The organism is Rothia nasimurium (assembly GCF_042660305.1).
Lineage (GTDB): Bacteria > Actinomycetota > Actinomycetes > Actinomycetales > Micrococcaceae > Rothia > Rothia nasimurium.
In genome coordinates this window covers 157,098-179,325 of the sequence record NZ_JBHSTW010000011.1, presented here as the reverse complement: position 1 = coordinate 179,325, position 22,228 = coordinate 157,098, and the positions used below count along the sequence as shown (strand labels likewise).

General features: G+C 51.9%; 22 protein-coding genes. 14 read left to right on the top strand and 8 right to left on the bottom strand.

Annotated features, from left to right (window positions below; translation table 11 throughout):
• The first annotated feature begins 1 nt into the window (after position 1).
• The 7 genes from ACFP6B_RS05475 to ACFP6B_RS05445 are packed head-to-tail and all read left to right on the top strand — an operon-like array spanning position 2 to position 8,863.
• The gene (locus tag ACFP6B_RS05475; RefSeq protein WP_377127842.1) at positions 2-2,245 is read left to right on the top strand and encodes an N-acetylneuraminate synthase family protein; all 2,244 of its coding nucleotides are present in this window, start codon (positions 2-4) and stop codon (positions 2,243-2,245) included.
• 29 nt (positions 2,246-2,274) lie between these two features.
• Positions 2,275-3,378, top strand: coding sequence for a glycosyltransferase (locus ACFP6B_RS05470; RefSeq protein WP_377127998.1), 1,104 nt, complete (start codon positions 2,275-2,277; stop codon positions 3,376-3,378).
• Positions 3,371-4,576, top strand: a complete 1,206-nt coding sequence (locus ACFP6B_RS05465) for an O-antigen ligase family protein (RefSeq protein WP_377127839.1) — start codon at positions 3,371-3,373, stop codon at positions 4,574-4,576. Before ACFP6B_RS05470 ends, ACFP6B_RS05465 begins: the two co-directional genes overlap by 8 nt.
• Positions 4,577-4,591: 15 nt before the next feature.
• Complete coding sequence (locus tag ACFP6B_RS05460) at positions 4,592-5,641, top strand: glycosyltransferase family 4 protein (protein ID WP_377127836.1); 1,050 nt, start codon at positions 4,592-4,594, stop codon at positions 5,639-5,641.
• 2 nt (positions 5,642-5,643) lie between these two features.
• Entirely contained in the window at positions 5,644-6,732 is a 1,089-nt protein-coding gene (locus tag ACFP6B_RS05455) for an acyltransferase family protein (protein ID WP_377127833.1), read from the top strand.
• Positions 6,733-6,749: 17 nt separating this feature from the next.
• Positions 6,750-7,700, top strand: a complete 951-nt coding sequence (locus ACFP6B_RS05450; protein WP_377127830.1) for a glycosyltransferase family 2 protein — start codon at positions 6,750-6,752, stop codon at positions 7,698-7,700.
• Between the two features lie 14 nt (positions 7,701-7,714).
• Entirely contained in the window at positions 7,715-8,863 is a 1,149-nt protein-coding gene (locus tag ACFP6B_RS05445) for a glycosyltransferase (protein WP_377127827.1), read from the top strand.
• 40 nt (positions 8,864-8,903) lie between these two features.
• Here the strand turns inward: ACFP6B_RS05445 and ACFP6B_RS05440 are convergent, their stop codons facing one another.
• The 4 genes from ACFP6B_RS05440 to rfbA all read right to left on the bottom strand — a co-directional run bounded on the left by ACFP6B_RS05440 (position 8,904) and on the right by rfbA (position 12,568).
• On the bottom strand, positions 8,904-9,149 hold the full coding sequence (locus tag ACFP6B_RS05440) for a PqqD family protein (protein ID WP_377127824.1): 246 nt from the start codon (positions 9,147-9,149) through the stop codon (positions 8,904-8,906).
• A gap of 45 nt (positions 9,150-9,194) precedes the next feature.
• The gene (locus tag ACFP6B_RS05435) at positions 9,195-10,085 is read right to left on the bottom strand and encodes a nucleotidyltransferase family protein (RefSeq protein WP_377127821.1); all 891 of its coding nucleotides are present in this window, start codon (positions 10,083-10,085) and stop codon (positions 9,195-9,197) included.
• Positions 10,086-10,190: 105 nt separating this feature from the next.
• A complete protein-coding gene (locus ACFP6B_RS05430; protein ID WP_377127818.1) occupies positions 10,191-11,606 on the bottom strand; it encodes a polysaccharide biosynthesis tyrosine autokinase in 1,416 nt (471 codons plus the stop codon).
• Positions 11,607-11,707: 101 nt separating this feature from the next.
• Complete coding sequence (gene rfbA, locus ACFP6B_RS05425) at positions 11,708-12,568, bottom strand: glucose-1-phosphate thymidylyltransferase RfbA (RefSeq protein ID WP_377127815.1); 861 nt, start codon at positions 12,566-12,568, stop codon at positions 11,708-11,710.
• Between the two features lie 82 nt (positions 12,569-12,650).
• On the opposite strand from rfbA, the gene rfbB reads away from it, so the two are divergent.
• The 7 genes from rfbB (at position 12,651) to ACFP6B_RS05390 (ending at position 19,250) form a co-directional block, all read left to right on the top strand.
• Positions 12,651-13,649 carry a dTDP-glucose 4,6-dehydratase gene (rfbB, locus tag ACFP6B_RS05420; RefSeq protein ID WP_377127812.1) on the top strand — a complete coding sequence of 333 codons (999 nt, stop codon included), beginning with the start codon at positions 12,651-12,653 and terminating at the stop codon, positions 13,647-13,649.
• The gene (rfbD, locus tag ACFP6B_RS05415; RefSeq protein WP_377127809.1) at positions 13,649-15,061 is read left to right on the top strand and encodes a dTDP-4-dehydrorhamnose reductase; all 1,413 of its coding nucleotides are present in this window, start codon (positions 13,649-13,651) and stop codon (positions 15,059-15,061) included. The genes rfbB and rfbD overlap by 1 nt, the downstream gene beginning before the upstream one ends.
• A 253-nt stretch (positions 15,062-15,314) precedes the next feature.
• Positions 15,315-15,938, top strand: a complete 624-nt coding sequence (locus ACFP6B_RS05410) for a 50S ribosomal protein L25/general stress protein Ctc (protein ID WP_237187101.1) — start codon at positions 15,315-15,317, stop codon at positions 15,936-15,938.
• 123 nt (positions 15,939-16,061) lie between these two features.
• Positions 16,062-16,646, top strand: coding sequence for an aminoacyl-tRNA hydrolase (gene pth / locus ACFP6B_RS05405; RefSeq protein ID WP_377127805.1), 585 nt, complete (start codon positions 16,062-16,064; stop codon positions 16,644-16,646).
• Positions 16,647-16,773: 127 nt separating this feature from the next.
• Positions 16,774-18,081, top strand: coding sequence for a SufS family cysteine desulfurase (locus tag ACFP6B_RS05400; protein WP_377127802.1), 1,308 nt, complete (start codon positions 16,774-16,776; stop codon positions 18,079-18,081).
• Between the two features lie 46 nt (positions 18,082-18,127).
• Positions 18,128-18,583: a Fe-S cluster assembly sulfur transfer protein SufU gene (gene sufU / locus ACFP6B_RS05395; RefSeq protein ID WP_237198667.1), complete on the top strand. Its 456-nt coding sequence runs from the start codon at positions 18,128-18,130 to the stop codon at positions 18,581-18,583.
• A 232-nt stretch (positions 18,584-18,815) separates the two neighbouring features.
• Positions 18,816-19,250, top strand: a complete 435-nt coding sequence (locus ACFP6B_RS05390) for an adenylyltransferase/cytidyltransferase family protein (protein ID WP_237198666.1) — start codon at positions 18,816-18,818, stop codon at positions 19,248-19,250.
• Positions 19,251-19,339: 89 nt separating this feature from the next.
• Here ACFP6B_RS05390 and ACFP6B_RS05385 read toward each other — a convergent pair whose 3' ends face one another.
• The 4 genes from ACFP6B_RS05385 to ACFP6B_RS05370 form a co-directional block, all read right to left on the bottom strand.
• Positions 19,340-19,846 (bottom strand): DUF2505 domain-containing protein, encoded by a 507-nt coding sequence (locus tag ACFP6B_RS05385; protein WP_135010995.1) that lies wholly within the window; start codon positions 19,844-19,846, stop codon positions 19,340-19,342.
• 89 nt (positions 19,847-19,935) lie between these two features.
• Positions 19,936-20,532: a glycosyltransferase gene (locus ACFP6B_RS05380; RefSeq protein WP_377127797.1), complete on the bottom strand. Its 597-nt coding sequence runs from the start codon at positions 20,530-20,532 to the stop codon at positions 19,936-19,938.
• 9 nt (positions 20,533-20,541) lie between these two features.
• Entirely contained in the window at positions 20,542-20,991 is a 450-nt protein-coding gene (gene pssD, locus ACFP6B_RS05375) for a PssD/Cps14F family polysaccharide biosynthesis glycosyltransferase (protein ID WP_377127794.1), read from the bottom strand.
• A 6-nt stretch (positions 20,992-20,997) separates the two neighbouring features.
• Positions 20,998-22,203, bottom strand: coding sequence for a YveK family protein (locus ACFP6B_RS05370; protein WP_377127791.1), 1,206 nt, complete (start codon positions 22,201-22,203; stop codon positions 20,998-21,000).
• Positions 22,204-22,228 lie beyond the last annotated feature (25 nt).

Sequence of the window (22,228 nt, the reverse complement as noted above, 5' to 3'; positions counted from 1 at the left end):
CATGATTATCGAACGTAATATCACCCCCTATATCGTTTTCTCTGAGGACCCGGTACTCACCGCCCTGCAGAAGATTTCTGCCAACGGGCAGCGCATTATCTTCCTTGTCAACGAATCGGGTGTGCTCAAGGGATCCCTGTCAGACGGTGACTTCCGCCGCTGGCTCATCGCCAACCCCACCGCGTCCCTCGAAACTAGCGCTCTGGAGGTAGCTAACCAGGGCGTTAAGACTGTTCCTATCGGTTCAGAGCCAGCAGAACTCCAGGGCGAGTTTGCTAAGGGCATTAGCCACCTTCCCCTGGTCGACGAACGCGGCCACCTGGTTGCTATCGCCATGGACGAGCAGAACGTGTTGCGTATCGGCCGCACCGAAATCACCGAAGACTCACCCTCCTTCATCATTGCCGAAATCGGCAACAACCACCAGGGTGATGTTGACCTGGCCAAGCGCCTGGTTGACCTGGCCGTCGACACAGGTGCGGACGCCGTTAAGTTCCAGCTGCGTGACATGGACGCCCTCTACCGCCAGAAGGGCTCAAAGTCAGCCGGCGAAGACCTGGGTGTGCAGTACACCCTCGATCTACTCTCCCGCTTCTCCCTGACCGTTGACCAGATGTACGAGGTCTTTGACCACGTCAAGCAGCACGATATGGATATCATGTGCACCCCCTGGGACGGCCCCTCGGTCCAGGCTCTGGTCGACTACGGTATCCAGGGCCTCAAGGTTGCCTCAGCCGACCTGACTAACCACGAACTGCTCCGCGATATGGCCTCCCGCGGTCTGCCCATGCTGGTCTCCACCGGTATGAGCCGCGAAGAAGAGATCCGCGAGTCGGTTAACCTGCTGCGCTCTCTGGGCGCCTCCTACGCCCTGCTGCAGTGCCAGTCCACCTACCCCGCGCCCTTCAAGGACGTCAACCTGGCCTACATGGACCGCCTGGCTGAAATCGGCCAGTGCCTGGTGGGCTACTCAGGCCACGAACGCGGCTACCACGTGCCCATCGCGGCTGTTGCCCGCGGTGCCAAGATTATTGAAAAGCACTTCACCATCGATAAGACCCTCGAAGGCAACGACCACACCGTCTCCCTGCTGCCTGACGAGTTCAAGGCTATGGTGCAGCAGATTCGTGAGGTAGAGGAATCTATCGGTACCTCAGCCCCCCGCGAGGTCTCCACCGGTGAGCTCATGAACCGCGTCAACCTTGCTAAGTCGCTGGTTGCTACCCGCACCATTGCTAAGGGTGAGGTCGTGACCGAGGCGGACGTCGAGGTCAAGTCACCCGGCCGCGGCCTGCAGCCCAACTACCTGCCCCAGCTTCTGGGCCGCACCATGCAGCGTGAGGTCGAAGCCGGCACCTTCTTCTTCGAGGGCGACCTGAAGGACGACCTCGTGACCCGCCGCGACTTCAAGTTTGACCGCCCTTGGGGCCTGCCCGTCCGTTACCACGACTACAAGCCCCTGATTGAGGACGCCGAGCCTGACTTCCTGGAGTTCCACTTCTCCTACAAGGATCTTGAAGTCAACATCGATGAGGTCTTCGACCGCAAGCTCGACATGTCCTTTACCACCCACCTGCCCGACCTCTTCGCCGGTGACTTCCTGGTAGACCTGGCCTCTCGCGACCAGGAAACCTGGGAACGCTCCATCGCAGAGGTCCAGCGCACCATCGACATTACCCGCGATTTGACCCGCTACTTCACCGTGGACGACGACCCGGTCATGGTTGTCACCATGGGGGGCTTCACCAAGGACGGCCACATTGCACCGTCCGCCCGCGCCGACAAATATGAGCGTATCGGCGAGGCACTGGCCAAGCTCGATACCTCAGGCGTGCGTATCGCGGCTCAGACCCTGCCCCCCTACCCCTGGCTCATGGGCGGTCAGCAGTACCACAACCTCTTCCTTGACCCCAAGGACACCGCTGACTTCTCTGACACCTACGACACTGCCCTCTGCCTGGACATCTCCCACACCATGCTGGCGGCCAACTTCCTCAAGATCCCTCTCTCTGAGGCCGTTGAGCTGCTGGCCCCCCGTTCCATCCACCTGCACCTGGTAGACGGTATCGGTGTGGACGGTGAAGGCGTACAGGTCGGTGAAGGCGACGTGGACTGGGCAGCCCTCGGTAAGCAGCTGCGCGAACTGACCCCCAAGTCCTCCTTCATTCCCGAAATCTGGCAGGGCCACGTCAACAACGGCGAAGGCTTCTTCACCGCACTCGATAGGCTCGAAAAGTGGCTGTAAACTCGACTCCTCCGACTGTTCTACTGTGTATGCCGGTGCCTGACTTTGCAGGTGTGGCCCGGCATCTAGTAGATATTGCCCGTAATGGAATCCCCGGGTATAACCTGGTCTTTTTCTGCCCAGAAGGTGAGCTGTCAGAGCACCTAGTAAACATGGGTGTAGACGTACGAACCGGTGAATTTGGGCCTGACTTTGGTTTTAAGAAGTCATTCGTTGCTCTAGACCGTATTATTGGGGAAATCCAGCCTGCGATAGTTCATACTCATCTTGCGTATGCAGATGTCGTTGCTGTTGCCGTAGTGAATGCTCGCAAAGCGCGGCACGTCGTGCAAGGTAAGGTTTGTGCACCCAAGCTTATTAGCACGGAACATGGAATCGCAGTCGACGATCTTGTGTACCACGAAACTGTGCGCCAGCAGAAACTAATGGAACTAGTACATCGTGTACGGCTATGGTTTACCGATGGTAAGATCGCTGTTTCGCGTTTTAACTCTGTGCAAATGGGCAAGAAATGGGGCGCTAAAAATGTAACTGTAATTCCTAATGGCGTTGACTTAGATATTGTCGCGCAAAAGGTTGAGCAGAAGCGAGTGCCAGGGGAGCCCGGCATGTTACGGGTAGTGTCAATGGCACGGTTAGCTCCTGAGAAAAAAATTGATGTACTCATCGATGCCTTTGCGCTGGTACTTGAAAAGGACGCTACCGCACAGCTTGAAATTGCTGGCAAGGGCGAATGCCTGGAGGAACTTAAAGCGCAGGTTAAACGACTGGGTATTGAATCGAACGTTTTCTTTTCAGGCTTCAATGACCCCTTTGAGGTCATGGGGCGCAATGACGTTCTAGTGCAGCTTTCAATTGCCGAGAATAATTCTTATACCTTGTTAGAGGCGAAGGCTGGCGGGCTTAAAGTTCTGGCAACCGCTATGGGGGGAAACCCCGAGCAGCTAGATCCTGCCGAAATGGTTCCCGCTTTATCTTCTGAAAATCGGCAGCAAGTTGTAGAAGCTGCAGCGAAAAAAATTCTTGCCTATCGTGATTCTTCAGATGTGAACTCTAGTTTTACTTGGGATTCAACTGCACAAATGACTGAGAATATAAGCCGAAAGTATGGTGAGGTTCTGAATCATGGCTAGTGTATCTTCCCGTGCTGGTACAAACGTTGAAGATAGATTGATTAAAATACAAAATGGAATCTCAACTGAAACGAAGCAAGCTCTTCAGGGCGCTGGGGCACTAGTTGTTTTAGAATTTATCTTAGGCGCTTTGATGGTAACAGCAGGTGTCGCTGTTCCCGTTATTGCTTTTCCTCTCAACGTAGCTATTGCGATTCTCTTAATTGCTATAAGAATTAATAAACCATCCTCCTATGAAGTTCCTAAGCTTGGTGTTTTTATTGCAATATTTATACTTGCGCTGAGCTTTGTGATGATATCGTCTCTTACTGCGGGTGTGTCGACTTCGGAAGACGTCATACGTCGGACAATTAGAATCCTGATTGTTTTTATGCTTGCCCTTCTTATCGCAGACCGTAGAATCCATTTTAAGTCCCTTATGTTGGGTTTGGGTATCGGGATGCTAGTTAACGCGTTGGCTTTCTATGCTGGAATAGCTCCGGATAACTACGGGGGGAACCTAACTGGATGGCTAAATGATAAAAACGTTGCCGGTATGTATCATGGCATAATTCCGGTAATTTTATTTGGTCTTTTTACAAAAAACTGGCAAAGAGCTGTAATTGCGATATTTGCTTTACCCTTACTGTTTGAGACAGGCTCACGTACTAGTATGGGAGCCTTTATTATTGGGGTTCTCTGGATTCTTTTTGCGCAAAAAGCTAACCTGCTGGTTAAAGTCATATTAGGACTCTTCTGTGGGTGGATTTTTGAATGGATGCAAGAAAATTTTGCAGATAATGCTGTGTTCGGGGATCGTACTGGTACCGATTGGTATCGCGAACTCATTGACACCGCTGCGTGGGAAAAAACATCTTCGGCTCCTTGGAACGGACTAGGTTTCGGACAGGCTACAGTGATTCTGCCTAACGGCGATGATATGTATTTCCATAATTCGTATTGGACGCTATTCGTCGAAGGAGGCTGGCCCTGGACTATTGCTATCTTGGGGTCCACATTTCTTGCAGTTTTTGTCTGGAAACAAAGAGACCAGCAGCAAACTTCAGAAAGGAACCTGACAGCAGAAGCTGCTACTGTTTTCCTTGCTGTATGTAGTTGGCGACTGGGAGAAGTAATGCTTACGATTCCCTGGGCATTCGCTGTCGGTTATGCTTTATCGCTTACTGCGATACCTAAAAAGGAAAGACTACCCAAGTAGAGGAAAAAGGAGGCAATGAAGATGAAGAATATTTTTATTGCTACTAATAATGGGGATATAGGCGGAGGAGAGGTAATGCTTCTCAACATTGCGCGTGCTCTTCGTGCTCTGGGTAAGTCTGTCACCATTGTGGGTCCTACATCTCCTAACGAACTTATTGAAGCCGCGAAGGACGAAGGATTCTCGACTGTTATCCTTCCCGCTCATAACCGTAAATCATATGTGGCTCAACTCCGCTTATGGCGCTACCGAAATAGACAAAATTTATTATGGTGCAATGGTCTATTACCTGCTTTTGCAACAGCGGGGTTAGGCCCTCGTATCGTACACTTGCACCAGTTACCACAGGGGCTTCAAAAGTTCGCAGCAAAGATTTCTTCTCGAGGAGCTCTTGGCACCCTAGTTCCAAGTGAATTTATGTCAGAAAAAATATCTGGGACTATAGTCTTACCTAACTGGGTTTCGGAAGTTTCAATAACTCCGATGTCTCATGATAGAGACCCTCAAAATATTGCTGTGGGTTTTCTTGGCCGAGTTTCTGAGATCAAAGGTACGGACTTACTCGCGCAAGCGATTTATCATCTTAACCAGCGTCAAAATGATTTTAGATTCAAGCTTGTTATTGGGGGAGAAGCACGATTTGTGAGTGACGGAACCCAAGACAGAGTTACCGATTCTTTAGAGAAACTGGAAGACAATCTTGTAACCCTAGGGTGGATTGAGCCAGCTGACTTTTTTGCTCAGGTAGATTGTGTCGCTATGCCTTCTCAATGGGATGAGCCTTTTGGGCTAGTTGCTGCTGAAGCTATGAGTGCAAAGGTACCTCTTTTAGTTACTCGCTCAGGTGCGCTACCTTCTATAGTAGGAGAAGAATACCCCTGGATAGTTGAAAGAGGCGATGCCAGCAATATTGAGTGGGGGCTTCTCGATTTGGCACAAGATCTCACTTCTTCTTCTAATCGTCTTCAAAAGATTGTCACTGATAACTATTGGCGCTGGTATGAAAACTTTTCACCAGAAGCTGGTAAAAATGGAGTTAAGAAAGTTCTAGAACAGCTAGTCTAACTATGTCATCCCACCGTCGAACAGAAACATCGCGAGTCTATTGGCTTGACGCCTTACGGGGGCTAGCTATTATTGCTGTCGTGATGGGCCATATTAATATCGGTCTGATGCAGGCTGGTCTAACTAATAAAGATCCAGAATTCTTTCGGGTTCTTCACACTTTACTTTATCTAGTGCATATGCCTCTTTTTGCTTTTCTTTTTGGGCTCAATATTCCATCTGCATGGGAAAAAAGGCAGAGCTGGGCATATGCAGGACGCCGCATTTGGCTATTTCTTTACCTGTACCTAGTATGGACGCTAATCCAGGGCAGTTTTGAGGTATTTGGTGCTCGTTTTTCAAATGGGGGAACTAGCTGGTTTGATGTTTTAAACATTGTATATCCGTTAGCCCATCTTTGGTACCTTCCTTGGATGATAGTGATTTATACAATACTTATATTACTTAAACCTTGGCGCTCAGTTGCAAGGGCAATGGCCTCAATCTGTCTATTCTCAATCATTAGCTGGCTTTCGTGGGGAGTTGACTATCCCGAATTTTATCGTAGAGGTATCGCTATCGCTATTTTTGCAGTGATAGGGGCTCTCGTGGGAACAGAAAGAGTTAAAAGCCTGGATTCAATAAAATTCGCTTTGCTTCTTTCTCTGGCTTTAGCCGTTTCTATAATTTTTGTAGTTCTGATTAGTATTGCTAATCATCTTACTATTCCAACGTTAGCGGATGCTAAAATTACCCTAGAGAGTAAAATTCTTGGAATTTTAGTAAGCTGCTTAGGGATTATCTCTTTACTCCTTTGGGGGAATCTTCTGTCTCGAAGTGTCCGTATAAGTTTCCTTGAAGTTATAGGTACTTATTCTCTTCAAATTTATCTTATGCACTTATTGTTTACTCCTACTCTCAGAATTCTTCTGACGAAGGTAGGAGTTCAAGATCCCTGGATTATTATAGTAGTAAGTCTTATTGGGGGGGTAGGGCTTCCCTTTATCTGTGCAACTGTATTTTATCGACAAACCAGTTGGATTTTTGATCTGCCGCGTGGAAAATCCTATCGTGCAAAACATAGCGCAAAATATAATATTCATCAATTTTAGATTTAGAAAGTCTAGTCATGAAACAATATCAGTATAAAGCTGCAGTTATTATTCCAACAAGGGGAGGGGCGACTAAATTGCATTATCCTCTAGATTCTCTATCTCAGCAGACAGAAAATGATTTTCAGGTTATTGTTGTAGTCGATGGGGATATTGATAATTCTGCTAACATTGTTAAAGAATATATTGATTCTGGTAAGTTAAATATTGAACTCATTGTTTTTGAGGAGAATCAGGGAAGAGTTTCCGCTCTTAACGCTGGCTATACATCAGCTGACGCTGAAATTTTGATTCGTTGCGACGATGACATCCAGGTTAAATCTAACTATATTGCGCAACATATCTCCCACCATGCAGGAGACAAAGAAGCTGGGGTGATGGGACTCGTTCATAATAAGTTCCCTGATACACCTCATGCTCGCGCCTACGGCTATTACCGAGATAAAAAATTTCGTGAAGAGGCGTATACTGCATCAGCTGATCAAATCTGGCACTATTGGGCAGCCAACTGTTCTATGTCAGCTACTACTTTCAAAAAAATTGGCGGTTACGACCATCGGTATCGACGATATGGTTGGGAAGATGTTGACATGGGTTACATGCTGCATAAAGCAGGGATAGAACTTGTTCTCTCACCTGATCTAGAGGTCAACCATTTCATTGCAGCAACAACAACTGCTGGCCGAGCGCGCCGTGCTCTGCATTCTGGTGCTTCACGTCAAATATTTATAGAAAAACATGGTCAAGGAGTAATTCCTGAACCTAATCCACAAGGAATATGGGGCATTTGTGTCCGCTTCCTAGCTTCTGTGAGCACTGAGAAAACAACGCAGTGGTTCGGTTCTGCAATTGATTCTGTAGCTGATAAACTACCTCAAAATATTGCAGAAAAATTTATGGCTCTCATAATCGAGAGTGCCAGTTTAGCAGGGATTAAATATCCTAACCGTGCAAAGGTCATTTTTTAATTCGAGGATATCTGATGAATCTAATCAATCGAATGCTTGGAAATTCTAAAAAGCAAGAAAAAATACCGGAGATCGCTATTGCGCATGATTATCTTACTCAACGAGGTGGTGCGGAACGTGTAGTCCTTGCCTTGCACCATGCTTTTCCAGAGGCAACGATTTATACTACTCTTTATGATCCAGAGAAGACCTATCCGGATTTTAAAAATTGTAAGGTAATCACGTCGCCACTTAACCGAATTTCGCTCTTTAGAAAAGACCACCGTCTTGCCCTGCCATTTCTTCCCCTTTTCTCAAGCTTTTTACACCCTAAAGCGGATATCGTTATAGCTTCTTCCACGGGGTGGGCCCATGGTTTTAATCTACCGAAAAAAACTTTAGTCTATTGTCATTCCCCAGCTCGCTGGATTTATCTTACTGATCAGTATTTAGGAGATTCTGCTAACCCTTTGATCTCAGTAGCTCTTAGAGCTTTGCGACCTTTTCTGCTTTTTTGGGATCAGCGGGCTGCCGCAAAACAGCCTAATTATGTTGCAAATTCAACAACGATTAAGGACAGAATCCATAATGTTTATGAGAAAACAGTAGATATTGTTTATCCCCCATTTTCGGTCAAAGAAGATGGTGAGCATGCTAAAATAAAAGGTCTAGAAGAATTTATGGATCAGGGGTATTATTTGATTGTATCCCGATTATTGCCATATAAAAATATACAGCATGCGGTTAAAGCGTTTTCTGGGAGTAATAAGCAACTTCTAATCATTGGGGCAGGGCCAATGAAAGAAGATCTTAAAGCCATAAGCGACTCAAATATTGCTTTTGCATCTCATATAAGCGATGCGCAGATGAGGTATGCGTATGCTAATTCTATAGCTTTATTGGCTATTTCTCACGAGGACTTTGGCATTACCCCTCTTGAAGGGGGAGCCTTTGGCAAGCCAACTATTGCTCTAAAGGCCGGAGGATTTCTTGACACTATTGTTGAAGGAGTGAACGGAACTTTTATTGAGGCGCCGACAGCGGAGCTGATCCGTCAGGCAGTAGATAGGTTTACGCCCGAAGATTTTGATCCATTCGCTATTAAAGAGTACGTTCAAAAATTTTCAGAAGAGCGATTTATAGCTGAAATCAAGGGTAAAATTGAATCTCTACAGGACTATTAATTTTTATTAGTCTCTTGGCTATGTAATCGTAAATTGGAGATTAATCATTTATTTTCTCGATAAGTCCTTGATCTATGAGGGTTATGAGAAACGATGAGATACTTTCCTCGATTATTTTTCTGCTTACATCGTATATTTCTGAAATTTCTGTTACTAGAGATGTAAGGGGTAGCGGGGTTTCAAGCAACTCCCAGATTATTAGGCCAACTCCATCTAAGGTATAGATTTGTGATTTTTCTACGTTAGCAACGTAAACAATTTCATTCTCAATCTCTACTGAACTCATGTCAGAGCTGTATAAGAATGCAGTCGATGTGCTCCGTTGGTACATTTACTTCCCTTTTTTTCTCAGTGTTTTTGTCAATTCTTTGAAGCGGGTAAAAAATTTTTGTCGCACTTCTTGTCGAGTTGGCTGATGCCCAAGTTCCATGGCTAAATGATCTTGGTTTACTAGGAAAATATCAAAAATTGTTTTAATTTTTTGTTGTAAAGATGGTGCGTTTTTAATCCTGGCATACCACCGTGTGATGTTCGATGTTTCTTGTGAGGCTGTTTTCCAAAAAAGATAGTCAGGATGCTTTGAATATTTTTCAATTGTTCCTGTGGCGGCGGCAAATGCTAAATCAGCTTCAATTTCTGCGACTCTTTTTTCTATTTCTTTCTTTTCCTCCCAGGAGAGTATCTTGTTAAGATACTCTACATCTGGTTTATGTTTACTTGTAGATCTAGCAGCATGAACGTAAACAATAATACGGGAATCAGTAAGCGATGTAGTTAAACACTCTACATTTGCTATTGTTTTTATTCTGCGTTTTTCCCAAAGCCGGTTAAAAGCTTGTGTCGCATCCAAGCCGATGCCCGGAAAAGCTCTATGGATATCTGCTAAGCCCCAAGTAGGATGATATATAGTCATGGCATGATGATAGTCTGATCCAGTTTCAAAGGTAGTAAGAATCTGCCACCCGGCGCTTACTGTGGATTCTACAAATTTCTCAACATGTTCTGGGCGTACCAATAAGTCAACATCTGAACTTGCTCTTGTCGTTGGGTATGTGTCAGGTCCATAGATATATCCTTTGATATGTAGGATATCGCTAGAAGATACTGTCGCAAGATACTGCAGATGAGCGTGACTTAGGCGAATGCGTACATTTAACGGCAAATCGTTATATTGGTGATTTTGTTTTGATACGTGATGATGTGTTTCTGAGGGTTCTGTCATTGAAAGCTCACTTGTATGTCGAATATGTGTTCTTTAAAAATATTATAAAAGATGGGGAGGAACTATAAGCCCCTCCCCATTTACCAGGTTACCTATACCGGCAGACTATTTGTTAGCCTTTTTACGTTTTTTCTTTGGCTTGCCTTTTGACTTTTCCTCGTCAGAGCCGTAGTAGCTACTGTAGGCGTTGTTAGAGGCATAGGCGAACCCATAGTAGGTATTGCCAAGTCCGGTACGAGGAGCCCGGTTAATGACGATGCCTAGCAGATTAGCGCTAACTTTTCGCAGATTAATAGCTGCTTCAGCAAGGTTTTCTTTACGGGTCTTACCGATGCTACCGACTAGTACCACACCATCGACAGCAGTCGATAGAAGGGCAGCGTCTGTTACCGGCAGAACAGGGGGGACATCTACAATGACCGTAAATTCACTTGAAAGTTCCGCGATTAGCTGGCGCATTTTATCAGAACCAAGTAGCTCGGAAGGGTTAGGGGGGATACGGCCAGCAGGCAAGATAAAGAGCTGGGTGTCTTCAAACTGACGAACTGCATCGGCTAGTTCAACTTGACCTGCAAGTACCTGCGTCAGGCCAACCTTTGAATCAATTTTGAATTTCTTTGCAATGGTGGGACGACGCAAATCGGCATCAATAATGATGACGGGAGAACCAGCGTCAGCGAGGGCTCTAGCAATTGAGGTTGAGACTGTTGACTTGCCTTCACCGGGTTCTGCAGAAGTTACAATTAGCGATTTAGGCGGATTATCCACATTAACGAAACGCAAATTAGTGCGCATCTGGCGGATGGCTTCTTGTGAGATATGATCACTATTGGCGTGAAGAATGTTCTCTTCAGTAAGCTCGTCCGAAATGGGCAATACACCTAAGACGCCCGCATCTGTTGCTTTGGTTGCATCCTCTCGAGTGCGTAGTTTGGTGTCAACGGTACGGCGAAGAAGAATAACAGCCAGTATTAGAACAAGGCCGGCTGCTGCGCCTATGCCAACCAACTTAATCGTGTCGGGGCTTACCGGGGTGTTGCTGGTGGTCCCGTCTTCAAGGGGAATAACTCGCACGGCGCTACTCCCGTCAAGGTTGTTGGCTACTTTTGCAACAGCTTCTAGAGAGCTGTTGGCCAACGCCTGAGCCGCTTGGGGCGTGTTACCAGTCGCTGAAACACGGATTAGTGCTGAGTTTGCGTCTACAGTTGCAGTCAAGTTGCTCTGCACCTGACTGCGGGTAAGATTCAGCTCAGGATTTGCCGCAACAATTTCATCAGCGACAGGACCACTGTTAACAAAGGCGAGGTAGGCTGATGCCTTCTCCTTTGCCGCAGCTGAGCCTGAGATAACATCGCCGATGCCGGTGCCGTCACCAACTGTTACATAACCGGTTGCTGTGGAAGCATAGACTTTAGGCTGTAAAAGGGAGTAGCCAAAGCCTAATAATGCACCGATTAAAAGCCCTGCTAAGAGAATTTTGAAGTTTACGCGCAACATGCGCACGACATCAAGTATGGTCATAGGTCACCTAAGGTGTGAGTGAAGGTTGGATAATCTTTGTCAGAGTCTACCACTGGGGTAGGGGCACTTATATGGTTATGTCTACATTGCTGATGCTGGAGTCAAGCTATCAGATTTAGCAGGTAGGTGCCGTATCCACTTTTAACGAGAGGCTGTGCAAGTTCCTCAAGTCGGGCATCATCTATCCAGCCCATTCGCCAACTGATTTCTTCTGGGGAGCCAATTGAAAGTCCTTGTCGAGCTTGGACTGTGCGAATAAAACTCGTGGCATCTGCCAAAGAATCAAAAGTTCCGGTATCTAGCCAAGCGGTTCCGCGAGGAAGAACTTCTACCCGGAGCTTTCCCTGCGCAAGATAGACACGGTTAAGGTCAGTAATTTCAAGCTCTCCACGCGCTGAAGGCTTAATGCTCTTTGCATATTCGACTACATTGTTATCGTAGAAATAAAGACCGGGGATTGCGTAATCGCTCTTAGGGGCTGTCGGCTTTTCTTCGATAGAGAGAGCTTTGAAATTATCATCGAACTCTACTACGCCGTAGGCCGTGGGATCTGCAACTCGGTAGCCAAAAACTGCGGCTCCATCTACATCATTATATTTACGGAGCTGGTTTCCGAGGCCCGGTCCATAAAAAATATTATCGCCTAATACTAGGGCTGCTGAATCGTTCCCGATATGGTCCTCACCCAAGATAAAGGCTTGAGCTAGCCCGTCGGGGGACGGCTGTATCTGGTAGCTGAAGTTGACTCCGAACTGTGATCCGTCACCAAGAAGGCGCTGGAACTGTTCCTGGTCCTGGGGGGTGGTAATGATTAGAATATCCTGAATCCCCGAGAGCATAAGCGTGGAGATAGGGTAATAAATCATCGGTTTATCGTAAACCGGAGTGAGCTGTTTGCTGATACCGAGCGTGATGGGGTGGAGACGTGAGCCGGTACCACCTGCGAGTAAAATTCCCTTCATACTCCCATTCTGGCATGAACACCACATTTTTAGGAGCTACCAGAAACCCAAAATAAGGTGATTTGCCACTACTGTTAGAGTTATGGGAAATATTCTTGTTACCGGCGGCGCCGGCTTCATCGGCTCGAACTTTGTCCACTACCTGGTAGATAACACCGACCACAAGGTCGTAGTGCTCGATAAGATGACCTACGCCGCCAACGAAATGTCACTCGCGGGGCTTCCTGCTGATCGTTTTGAGCTGATCAAGGGCGATATTGCTGACATGGACGTCGTCGACCCCCTGGTTGCGCAGGCAGATGCGGTCGTCCACTATGCAGCTGAGTCACACAACGATAACTCACTCAACGACCCTAGCCCCTTTATCCACACCAACCTTATCGGCACCTTTACCCTGCTTGAAGCTGTGCGTAAGCACAAGACCCGCTATCATCACATCTCAACTGATGAGGTCTTTGGTGACCTTGAACTAGATGACCCCGCTAAGTTCACCGAAACTACCCCCTACAACCCGTCCTCCCCCTATTCCTCTACCAAGGCAGGCTCTGACCTGCTAGTCCGCGCCTGGGTACGGTCTTTCGGTATTGAAGCAACTATTTCGAACTGCTCTAACAACTATGGGCCCTACCAGCACATCGAGAAGTTCATTCCCCGCCAGATCACCAATATTCTGGCCGGTATCAAGCCCAAGCTTTACGGCGAGGGGCTGAACGTACGCGACTGGATTCATGCATCTGACCACTCTTCAGCCGTCCACACCATCCTTGAAAAGGGCAAGATTGGTGAAACCTACCTCATCGGCGCTAACGGCGAAGAAAACAACATCACTGTTTTGCGTACCATCCTGCGCCTCATGGGCCAGCCCGAGGACGCTTTTGAGCACGTTGTTGACCGCCCCGGCCACGACCTGCGCTACGCCATCGACGGCACCCGCCTACGTGAAGAGCTTGGTTGGGAGCCCCAGTTCACAAACTTTGAAGCGGGCCTAGCAGACACCATTGCCTGGTACACCGACAACCGCGCCTGGTGGGAGCCCCTCAAGGCAGAGGTCGAAGCTAAGTACGCAAAGGCAGGCCAGTAATGCCTAAAGAGCTAGCGGTTCATACAACGGAGATTCCGGGCCTGCTCGTTATCGATATTCCTCAGCACGGCGATAACCGTGGCTGGTTCAAGGAAAACTGGCAGCGCGAGAAAATGGTTGCTGCGGGGTTGCCGGATTTCGGTCCCGTACAGAACAACATTTCCTTTAACGCAACAGCAGGTACTACCCGCGGCATTCACGCGGAACCTTGGGACAAGTATGTCTCGGTAGCTACCGGTCGCATTTTTGGTGCCTGGGTTGATCTGCGGGCCGGAGAATCATTCGGTAAGACCGTCACTGTAGAGCTTGGCCCGGATACCGCTGTTTTTGTTCCCCGAGGGGTAGGTAACTCCTTCCAGACTCTGGAAGACAACACCGCCTACACCTACCTGGTCAATGACCACTGGTCAGCAGACGCTCAGGGGGAGTACTCCTTCCTTAACCTTGCAGACGAGACCGTGGCAATTGACTGGCCGATTTCTCTGGGCCAGGCAGAGCTCTCTGAGAAGGACAAGAACCACCCCCGGCTTGCTGAGGTAGAGCCCCTTGCTCCTGCCCCCCTGCTGGTGGTTGGAGCTAATGGGCAGCTGGGGCGTGAGCTGGTCAAGCAGCTTGAAGCGTCCGCCACCCCCTACATCGCGGCCACTCGTGCCGAACTCGATTTAGCGCGTCCGGAGTCCTGGGCTAACGCCTACCGATGGCGCTCGCTCCGCGGCATTATTAACGCCGCGGCGTATACTGCTGTCGATCAGGCTGAGACTCCTGAAGGACGCGTGGACGCTTGGGCCGCTAACGCAACCGGCGTTGCGGCTTTGGCGCGGGTTGCGGACGAAGCAGGCGTTCCTCTGGTGCATGTCTCTACAGATTATGTTTTTGATGGTTCCCTGCCGCTAGGCGAAGAGTATTCAGAGGATACTCCGCTGGCTCCCCTTGGCGTTTATGGTCAGTCAAAGGCTGCTGGTGAGATGGCAGTGCGTTCGGTGCGACGCCACTATATTGTTCGTACTTCCTGGGTCATGGGCGACGGCAAGAACTTTATTGAGATTATGAGGTCGCTGGCTGAGCGCGGAGTGAACCCCACAGTGGTGAACGACCAGTACGGTCGCCCCACTTTCACCGAGGACCTTGCTGGAGCGATTCTGCACCTGGTGGAGAACAGCTGCGAGTTTGGTACTTACCATGTTTCCAACTCAGGCGAAGTCGTGACTTGGGCTGACCTTGCTAAAGCGGTATTTGAAGCTACAGGGCATTCTGCAGACCGGGTAACTCCTGTGACAACAGCTGAATACTTTGCAAAGGCCGAGGTTTTCTCACCACGCCCCACTAACTCAGCGATGGACCTATCGAAGATTGTTAAGGCAGGGTTCACCCCTCGTAACCACCAAGAAGCTCTCGCAGCCTATTTCGCGTAGTGCCCATTATCAAGTAGGGACGCTGTGGTGCATAACTACCGTGCATCTCAGCGCCCTTGCTTGTTTAAACCTTCAAACTCAGCCATAATTGAGGGGTTGCGCTGAGCACAGCGCGCAAGCCAAGGCAGTGGAATGCTGGAGGGAAACCCCGGTAGGTCCGGAACTGACGGTGGCTGGTTAGAAAGCGATTTCTGGCGCCAGTTCACTACACCACTTGGCGCATCGACAACTAACCATAGAAAGGATGGCCCTCATGTCAGAGACCATCAAGATTTCCGCAACCGTCCGCACCGACTTCGGTAAGGGCTACGCCCGCCGCATCCGTATGGCCGGTGACATCCCCGCCGTCATCTACGGCCACGGCGAAGAGCCCAAGCACGTCGTACTGCCCGGTCACGCAACCACCCTGGCAGCCCGCGTCCCCAACGCAATTCTCGACCTCGACATCGAAGGTGACTCACACCTGGCCATGATCAAGGACATCCAGCGCCACCCCATCCGCCCCGAACTGCAGCACATCGACCTGCTGACCGTTAAGCGTGGCGAGCGCGTTGAAATCGAGGTTCCCGTACACGTTGAAGGCGAGCCCGCCGTTGGCGCCGTTGCAAACCAGGAAGAAACCGCTCTGCTCGTTGAGGCAGACGCCCTGAAGGCACCCGAAGCTCTCGTTGTTAACATCGAAGGCCGCGAAGCAGGCGCCCACGTTCACGCTTCTGACGTTGAACTGCCCGCCGGCGTTACCCTCGTAGCAGATGCAGAACTGCTGGTTGTTAACATCTCCGAGCCCGAGGAACTCGACGTACCCGAGGTTGGCGAAGAAGGCGAGAACGCTCCCGAAGGCGCAGAAGCAGACGCTCAGGTAGACGAAGCTAAGTAAGCTCTATAGCTAACTCACCTCTTTGTAAGGCCCGTACCGTAGTCAACGACGGTGCGGGCCTTCTTCACTCGATAGACTCTTTACATGCTTACCGCATTCTTGCGCCGTAGGAAGGGCGAAAATATGTCAGATGCATGGCTGATCGTAGGTCTGGGTAACCCCGGCACCGAATACGCAGCAACCCGTCACAATATTGGGCAGATGGTGCTCGATGAACTGGCTGTAGTTGTGGGCGGTAACTTCAAAAAGCACAGCAAGGCCCGTGCCCAGGTCCTAGAAGGACGTCTGGGGGTGGGGGGCGCGAAAGTTGTGCTGGCAAAGCCCCTGACCTACATGAACGTATCGGGTGGGCCCGTCTCTGCCCTGGCCCAGTTCTACGGTATCGACCCTGAAAAAATCATCGTGGTGCACGATGAGCTCGATATTCCCTTCGATTCCATCAAGCTGAAAATCGGTGGGGGAGAGGGCGGCCATAACGGTTTGCGCGATATTAGCAAGGCTCTGGGGACTAAGAACTACTACCGAGTGCGTACAGGCATCGGTCGCCCTCCAGGCCAGATGCAGACCGCCGATTTTGTGCTGAAGCCCTTCACAACATCGGAGAAGAAGGATTTGCCTTTCCTTATTTCTAATGCAGCTGACGCCACCGAAATGCTGATTAAAGAGGGGCTGCTGGCTGCCCAGCAGCGCTACCACGCAGCTTCCTAAGACGGGTGAGGCTAATGGCTGGTATGAAAGCCGTATAGCGTAGCCTAACTACCAATTCCGCCCGGCAGGGAATAGGCTAGAAAAACATGCCGTTATACCAGGCGTACCCAACGGAAAGGCAAAGACAGTGGCCAGCAGCTACCGCACTCCCGCCGGCGCAGAGCTCACCAACGAACTCGTCACCGACCTGCGCAAGGACTACCCCATCCTCAGCCGCGAGGTCAACGGCCACCCGCTGGCCTACCTCGACACCGGAGCTACCAGCCAAAACCCCCTGCAGGTTCTCGACGCCGAACGTAACTATTACCTCGGTGCGAACTCAGCCGTCCACCGCGGCGCCCACACCCTCGCCGTTGACGCTACCGACGCCTTCGAGGACGCCCGCCGCACCGTCGCCTCCTTCGTCGGCGCCGCCGAAAATGAGCTGGTCTGGACCTCCAACGCCACCGAAGCCCTCAACCTGCTCACCTACTCCTTCGGCAACGCGTCCGCCGGAATCGGTGGGGATGCCGCCGCCCGCTTTGCGCTGGGAGAGGGCGACGAAATCGTCACCACCGAGCAGGAACACCACGCCAACGTCATCCCCTGGCAGATTCTGACAGCCCGAACCGGCGCCACCCTACGCTACATCCCTGTCACCGACGAGGGTCTCATCGACTACGAAGCTGCCGAGTCAATCGTCACCGACCGCACCCGCGTCCTCGCCTTTACCCATGTCTCCAACGTGGCAGGCTCTATCACTGACGTCGACTTCATGGTCTCACTCGCCAAGAAGGTCGGGGCCCTCACCGTGCTGGATGCCTGCCAGTCGGTACCCCACATGCCCGTTGACGTTAAAAAACTCGGTGTGGACTTCGCTGCTTTCTCTGCCCACAAGATGCTCGCTCCCACCGGTATCGGAGCCCTCTATGGCCGAAACGAGCTGCTTGAAGCCATGCCCCCTTTCCTCACCGGCGGCTCCATGATCACCAAGGTCACCATGACCGAAGCCGAATGGATGCCCGCCCCCATCAAATTTGAGGCAGGAACCCAGCGCGTTTCCCAGGCCGTAGCCTGGGCTGAAGCCGTACGCTACCTCCAGCACCTGGGCATGGAGCAGGTGCATGCCTGGGAATCCAAGCTCGGCCAGCTCCTTGCCGACGGCGTAAGCTCGATCCCCGGCGTCCGCCTCATCGGCCCGGCAGCAGGCCAGCCCCGAGCTGGACTCACCTCGGTGCACGTCGACGGCGTGCACCCCCACGACGTCGGCCAGCTTCTCGACGAAAAAGGTATCGCCGTGCGCGTAGGCCACCACTGCGCCCAGCCCCTACACCGGGCTCTTGGCATCACCGCCTCAACCCGCGCCAGCGCCTACATCTACAACACCACCGACGACGTAGAACGCTTCATCGAAGAACTCGCTAAGGTGCGCCGCTACTTCGGCTACACCGACTAAAGATAAGCGCAACTAGCCACCACACCGTGAAAGAAGGACACCGACTATGAGCGGCCTTGAACAGCTCTACCAGCAAATCATTCTGGAACACTCCAAGCAGCGATCTGGCGAGGGCCTCATCGACCCCGCTGACGGAACCCGCGCCGCAACCAACCACCAGTACAACCCCACCTGCGGCGACGAAATCAACCTACGCGTCATCCTCAATGACGACGGGAACACCATCGACTCCATCTCCTGGGAAGGCGACGGCTGCTCCATCTCTATGGCCGCAGCCTCCGTACTCTCAGAAATGGCCCCCGGCATGAGCACCCAAGAATTCCAGAAGCTCGTCGACGACTTCCGCGAAATGCTCCGCTCCCGTGGCCAGGTTGAACCTGACGAAGAAGTCCTTGGTGATGCCGCCGCCTTTGCCGGTGTTTCCAAGTTCGTAGCCCGCGTGAAATGCGCCATGCTCTCCTGGGTAGCGGCCGAAGAAGCCACCAAAGAAGCAGCCGTCTAACCCGGCATAAAATCCCAGCTCAGCGCACAGAACCCACCTCCAGCGTCCGCCTCACCGGGCGTAAGGGGGTGGGTTTCCCTGTTACCCCAACCACGCCCTGACCTGGGCTGTCCCCCAAAGTGCCCCCGGTGCTGTCCTTACCCTGTTCCCCACCTTAACGTAGGGTTAAGTAGAGAAGCACACCTGTACTAGCGCGTTCGCACCGCGCCCACACGCACACTCTGGGGGACCTATGAACATTGGCTATGCCGCCGGCGCCTTCGACCTTTTCCATGTCGGCCACCTCAACATCCTGCGCCAGGCCAAGAAGAACTGTGACTACCTCATCGCCGGGGTAGTCTCCGACGAGATGCTCGAACTTACCAAGGGCCGCAAGCCCATCGTGCCGCTGGCCGAGCGCATGGAAATCGTCTCCCATATCGACTTCGTGGACGAAGTCCGCGCTGAAACCGTGGTCGACAAGCTCGAAACCTGGGAACAGGTACGCTTCAACACCTTCTTCAAGGGCGACGACTGGAAGGGCACCCAGCGCGGCATCGACCTGGAAAACCGCTTCGCTGAGGTTGGCGTGCAGGTGGTTTACTTCCCCTACACCGCCCACACCTCCAGCACCAAGCTGCGTGCGGCACTCGAAGCGCTGAACACCCCTGTAGCAGCAGCGGCCTAAACCGAGTATCACATAATACAAGGACGCCCCGCCCTCGTTCCCCAGTAGAGGGGAGTGGAGAGCGGGGCGTCCTTGGTATCTAAAAGCTCTTAGTAGTTAGCCTTGATGTACTCTTCAGCGCTGGTGCCCAGGGCTGAGAAAACGCGGCCAATCTGGGGCTCAGCGGCAGCAGCGATTTTCTTGCCGACCAGGGGAATGGAGCACTTGACCTCACCGTCAACCTTAACTTCGGTGGTCTCACCTGCGGGGGTCAGAGTCTGGGTTGCATTGCCGGTGACGGGAATGCCCTTGACGGTCACCTCGGAAACCACGGTGCGGGAGCCGTCCGCTGCGGGGGCTGAGACACGGTCAACCTGAGAAACAGTCACACCGTTAGAAACACCGGGGAGCTTCTTAGCCATGTCGGGGATGCGATCAGCGGGGATTGCGCGCACGGTGGTGGCGGTGAAAGCACCGGCGGGGTCACCGTCAACGGAGAAGGACTCGAAGGAGATACGGACCTTTTCGCTGGCGAAGCGAGCGAAGTTCTCGTCCGCAAAAGCGCGAATCACGTTGTCGATGGAAGCATTGATGGTGGTTGAACTCTGAACAGCCATGGGCTCTCTCTTTCAGGGGCGGTGATAAAAGGGTCGTGCCCTATTCTACGGGGTCGGGTTGAGGGCATGAAAGCGTGGGACGGCCTTGCTTACTGAGAGCGGAATCCGGCGATAATCTGGGCGGTTCGGCGGATAAAGCCGCTGTTATAGGCGGTTCCGAGGGCTTCTAGCTCGGCCGAGAGATTATCTGAGGCCTGGTCACTACCGGGCACCCGGTAGGTGCCGCGCAGGGAACCAGGATCGGCAAAGGCCGCATCGAGCTTATTCCGAAGGTCCTCGGGACTGGTCACCACGATAGCTTCACCGTGGGTCTCCATGACCCGGGAGAACTCTACCTGGTGGTTATCAACAACCTCATTGAGCTCGGCTACACGGGGGACAGCCAAAGGGATAGCCCCTATTTCACGAGCATCAAGAATAGAGCCGGGCCCTCCCTGAACCAGCACCACCTTGGCAGTACGGTACAGATCAAGTAAATCAGCGCGGGGCATACGCTCAACGGCGTCCGCGTGCTGGGGCGGGGCAGTGAAGCCGTGCTGGACCAGGGCAGTGACCTCGGGGTGATCAGCCAGGTAGGCATCAACCCACTGGATCAGCCGGTCAAAATGGTGGTGGTCGGTTCCCAGAGACACAACCAGGTCGTAGACCTTGGGCTGAGCGTTGTCAGAGCTCGGGTTTTCTGTCACGACAGCCTCCTAGAGAATATGGCCGATATTGACGGCTTCAGGGAAGGTTTTTTTCTGTTCTTCCCATTGCACCACAAAGAGGTCGCTCATGGGGTAGCACATGCGACCGGTAAGGGTGGGCAAGGTGATACGGTCATAGGCCTCAATGAAGACAGTTTTGATGCCTAAGAGCTTGGCGATCAAGAAGAAGGGCACTGCAACAGCAGCGCCGGTTGAGACCACCGCATCGGGTCGTTCCTTACGTAGCACCCGCCAGGCTACCCCGATGTTGCGGATAGCGTTGGGGATGTTACGGGTGGTGGGGAAATGCACCCAGTAGGTGCGCTCGCCCTCTAAGGCCGCTTTGACCTCGGGTAGTTCAAAAGTGGCCCAAGCTCGGTCATGTTCCTTCCAGAACTTATCCAGAGCAATGAGCTGGGCTAGGTGGCCACCAGCGCTTGCGGTAAGGAGTACTTTCATGGCTGTTTATTTCTGGGTGGGGGTGTCGAAGTAGACGGGAATGACCCTGGTGGAGCTGGCCGGGGTTAGCTCGTCGAAGAGCCGCTGGGCACTCTTAACGGTGCTCTTGGACGTAAAGGGCAGCAGAAGGACGCGGGTGTGATCGGCAGCCAGAAGAACCTTGGAGGTAGACGCCGATGCGGGCGCATCGATGATGACAGGAGCGTTCTGCTTGATATGGTCCTTGAGGTTTTCTAGCCCCAGGGCATTGAAGGTGGCAGCATCAGCGATGGTGTAGTTGCTATCGGTGAGGACGCCCGCAAGTAGGGAAGTGAGGGAGGCAGCTGCGCGGGGGGTGGGGGAGAAGATGGTGATGCCGCGCAGGTCTGCGTTCTTGAGGCGTCCGTCTGCTACACCGATGCGGCGTAGTAGCTGGGTAGCTGATTCGTTTTCGGCGCCCCGGGCGATGACGGAGACCGGAGAACCTGAGATTTCTGAGAGGCGCTCTGAGTAGCCCAGGGTACGGTTGGTGCGGTCGACCACGTAGGCTGCGAAGATGCCGATGAGTAGACCCATAGCAGCGCCGATGAAGATGGTCTGCGCCAGGCTGAAGTTTGAGGGTGCATCGGGCACCTGGGCTTCTGAGATAATGGTGCCACTATCGGTAGAGGTTGCCTCTAGGGCCAGGACGGCCTGGTCGACCAGGGCCTTATCCATGCCGTTAGAGACGGCATCGATGTTCTCTCGGGTCTCTTCGCGGCTGGCACGCAGAGTATCGGAACGGTAAGCCAGGTAGGCGCGGGCAACGGTGTTGGCAATATCGGCGGACTTCTGGGCATCGTCGGTGTTGACGATGATGTCGAGAATGGTGCTGTTGGAATGCCCCGCTGCGGTGACCTGATCCTTGAGATCGGCTACGTCCATACCTAGCTCATCGGCAGCAGCCTGCAGGACCACTCGGGAGGAGGCAATGGCCTCTTCGGTATCCATATCGATGGAATTGAGGGCAGCTCGCAGACCAGTAGCACCTGCACTGGGCTGGGTGACGTTGACGACGGCCTTGGACTCATACGAGTGGGGTAGGGCCAGGCCGGCTACCGCGCCCAGGGCAGCGAAGATGAGAGTACTGATGAGCACAACGATCTTGTGGCGCAAGATGCGGCGGACGGCTGCCCCCAGCGAAATAGGGGTTGCCTGCTGTTCGTTGGCGCGGGCTCGTGAGGAGCGTTCCATGTGGGTTCCTTCCCTAGAGTGTGAG

Excerpts from the sequence above, each read along its gene's own strand:
- ACFP6B_RS05475 (WP_377127842.1), top strand. The coding sequence starts at position 2 with ATGATTATCGAACGTAATATCACCCCCTATATCGTTTTCTCTGAGGAC.
- ACFP6B_RS05470 (WP_377127998.1), top strand. The coding sequence starts at position 2,275 with ATGCCGGTGCCTGACTTTGCAGGTGTGGCCCGGCATCTAGTAGATATT.
- ACFP6B_RS05465 (WP_377127839.1), top strand. The coding sequence starts at position 3,371 with ATGGCTAGTGTATCTTCCCGTGCTGGTACAAACGTTGAAGATAGATTG.
- ACFP6B_RS05460 (WP_377127836.1), top strand. The coding sequence starts at position 4,592 with ATGAAGATGAAGAATATTTTTATTGCTACTAATAATGGGGATATAGGC.
- ACFP6B_RS05455 (WP_377127833.1), top strand. The coding sequence starts at position 5,644 with ATGTCATCCCACCGTCGAACAGAAACATCGCGAGTCTATTGGCTTGAC.
- ACFP6B_RS05450 (WP_377127830.1), top strand. The coding sequence starts at position 6,750 with ATGAAACAATATCAGTATAAAGCTGCAGTTATTATTCCAACAAGGGGA.
- ACFP6B_RS05445 (WP_377127827.1), top strand. The coding sequence starts at position 7,715 with ATGAATCTAATCAATCGAATGCTTGGAAATTCTAAAAAGCAAGAAAAA.
- ACFP6B_RS05440 (WP_377127824.1), bottom strand. The coding sequence starts at position 9,149 with ATGAGTTCAGTAGAGATTGAGAATGAAATTGTTTACGTTGCTAACGTA.
- ACFP6B_RS05435 (WP_377127821.1), bottom strand. The coding sequence starts at position 10,085 with ATGACAGAACCCTCAGAAACACATCATCACGTATCAAAACAAAATCAC.
- ACFP6B_RS05430 (WP_377127818.1), bottom strand. The coding sequence starts at position 11,606 with ATGACCATACTTGATGTCGTGCGCATGTTGCGCGTAAACTTCAAAATT.
- rfbA (WP_377127815.1), bottom strand. The coding sequence starts at position 12,568 with ATGAAGGGAATTTTACTCGCAGGTGGTACCGGCTCACGTCTCCACCCC.
- rfbB (WP_377127812.1), top strand. The coding sequence starts at position 12,651 with ATGGGAAATATTCTTGTTACCGGCGGCGCCGGCTTCATCGGCTCGAAC.
- rfbD (WP_377127809.1), top strand. The coding sequence starts at position 13,649 with ATGCCTAAAGAGCTAGCGGTTCATACAACGGAGATTCCGGGCCTGCTC.
- ACFP6B_RS05410 (WP_237187101.1), top strand. The coding sequence starts at position 15,315 with ATGTCAGAGACCATCAAGATTTCCGCAACCGTCCGCACCGACTTCGGT.
- pth (WP_377127805.1), top strand. The coding sequence starts at position 16,062 with ATGTCAGATGCATGGCTGATCGTAGGTCTGGGTAACCCCGGCACCGAA.
- sufU (WP_237198667.1), top strand. The coding sequence starts at position 18,128 with ATGAGCGGCCTTGAACAGCTCTACCAGCAAATCATTCTGGAACACTCC.
- ACFP6B_RS05390 (WP_237198666.1), top strand. The coding sequence starts at position 18,816 with ATGAACATTGGCTATGCCGCCGGCGCCTTCGACCTTTTCCATGTCGGC.
- ACFP6B_RS05385 (WP_135010995.1), bottom strand. The coding sequence starts at position 19,846 with ATGGCTGTTCAGAGTTCAACCACCATCAATGCTTCCATCGACAACGTG.
- pssD (WP_377127794.1), bottom strand. The coding sequence starts at position 20,991 with ATGAAAGTACTCCTTACCGCAAGCGCTGGTGGCCACCTAGCCCAGCTC.
- ACFP6B_RS05370 (WP_377127791.1), bottom strand. The coding sequence starts at position 22,203 with ATGGAACGCTCCTCACGAGCCCGCGCCAACGAACAGCAGGCAACCCCT.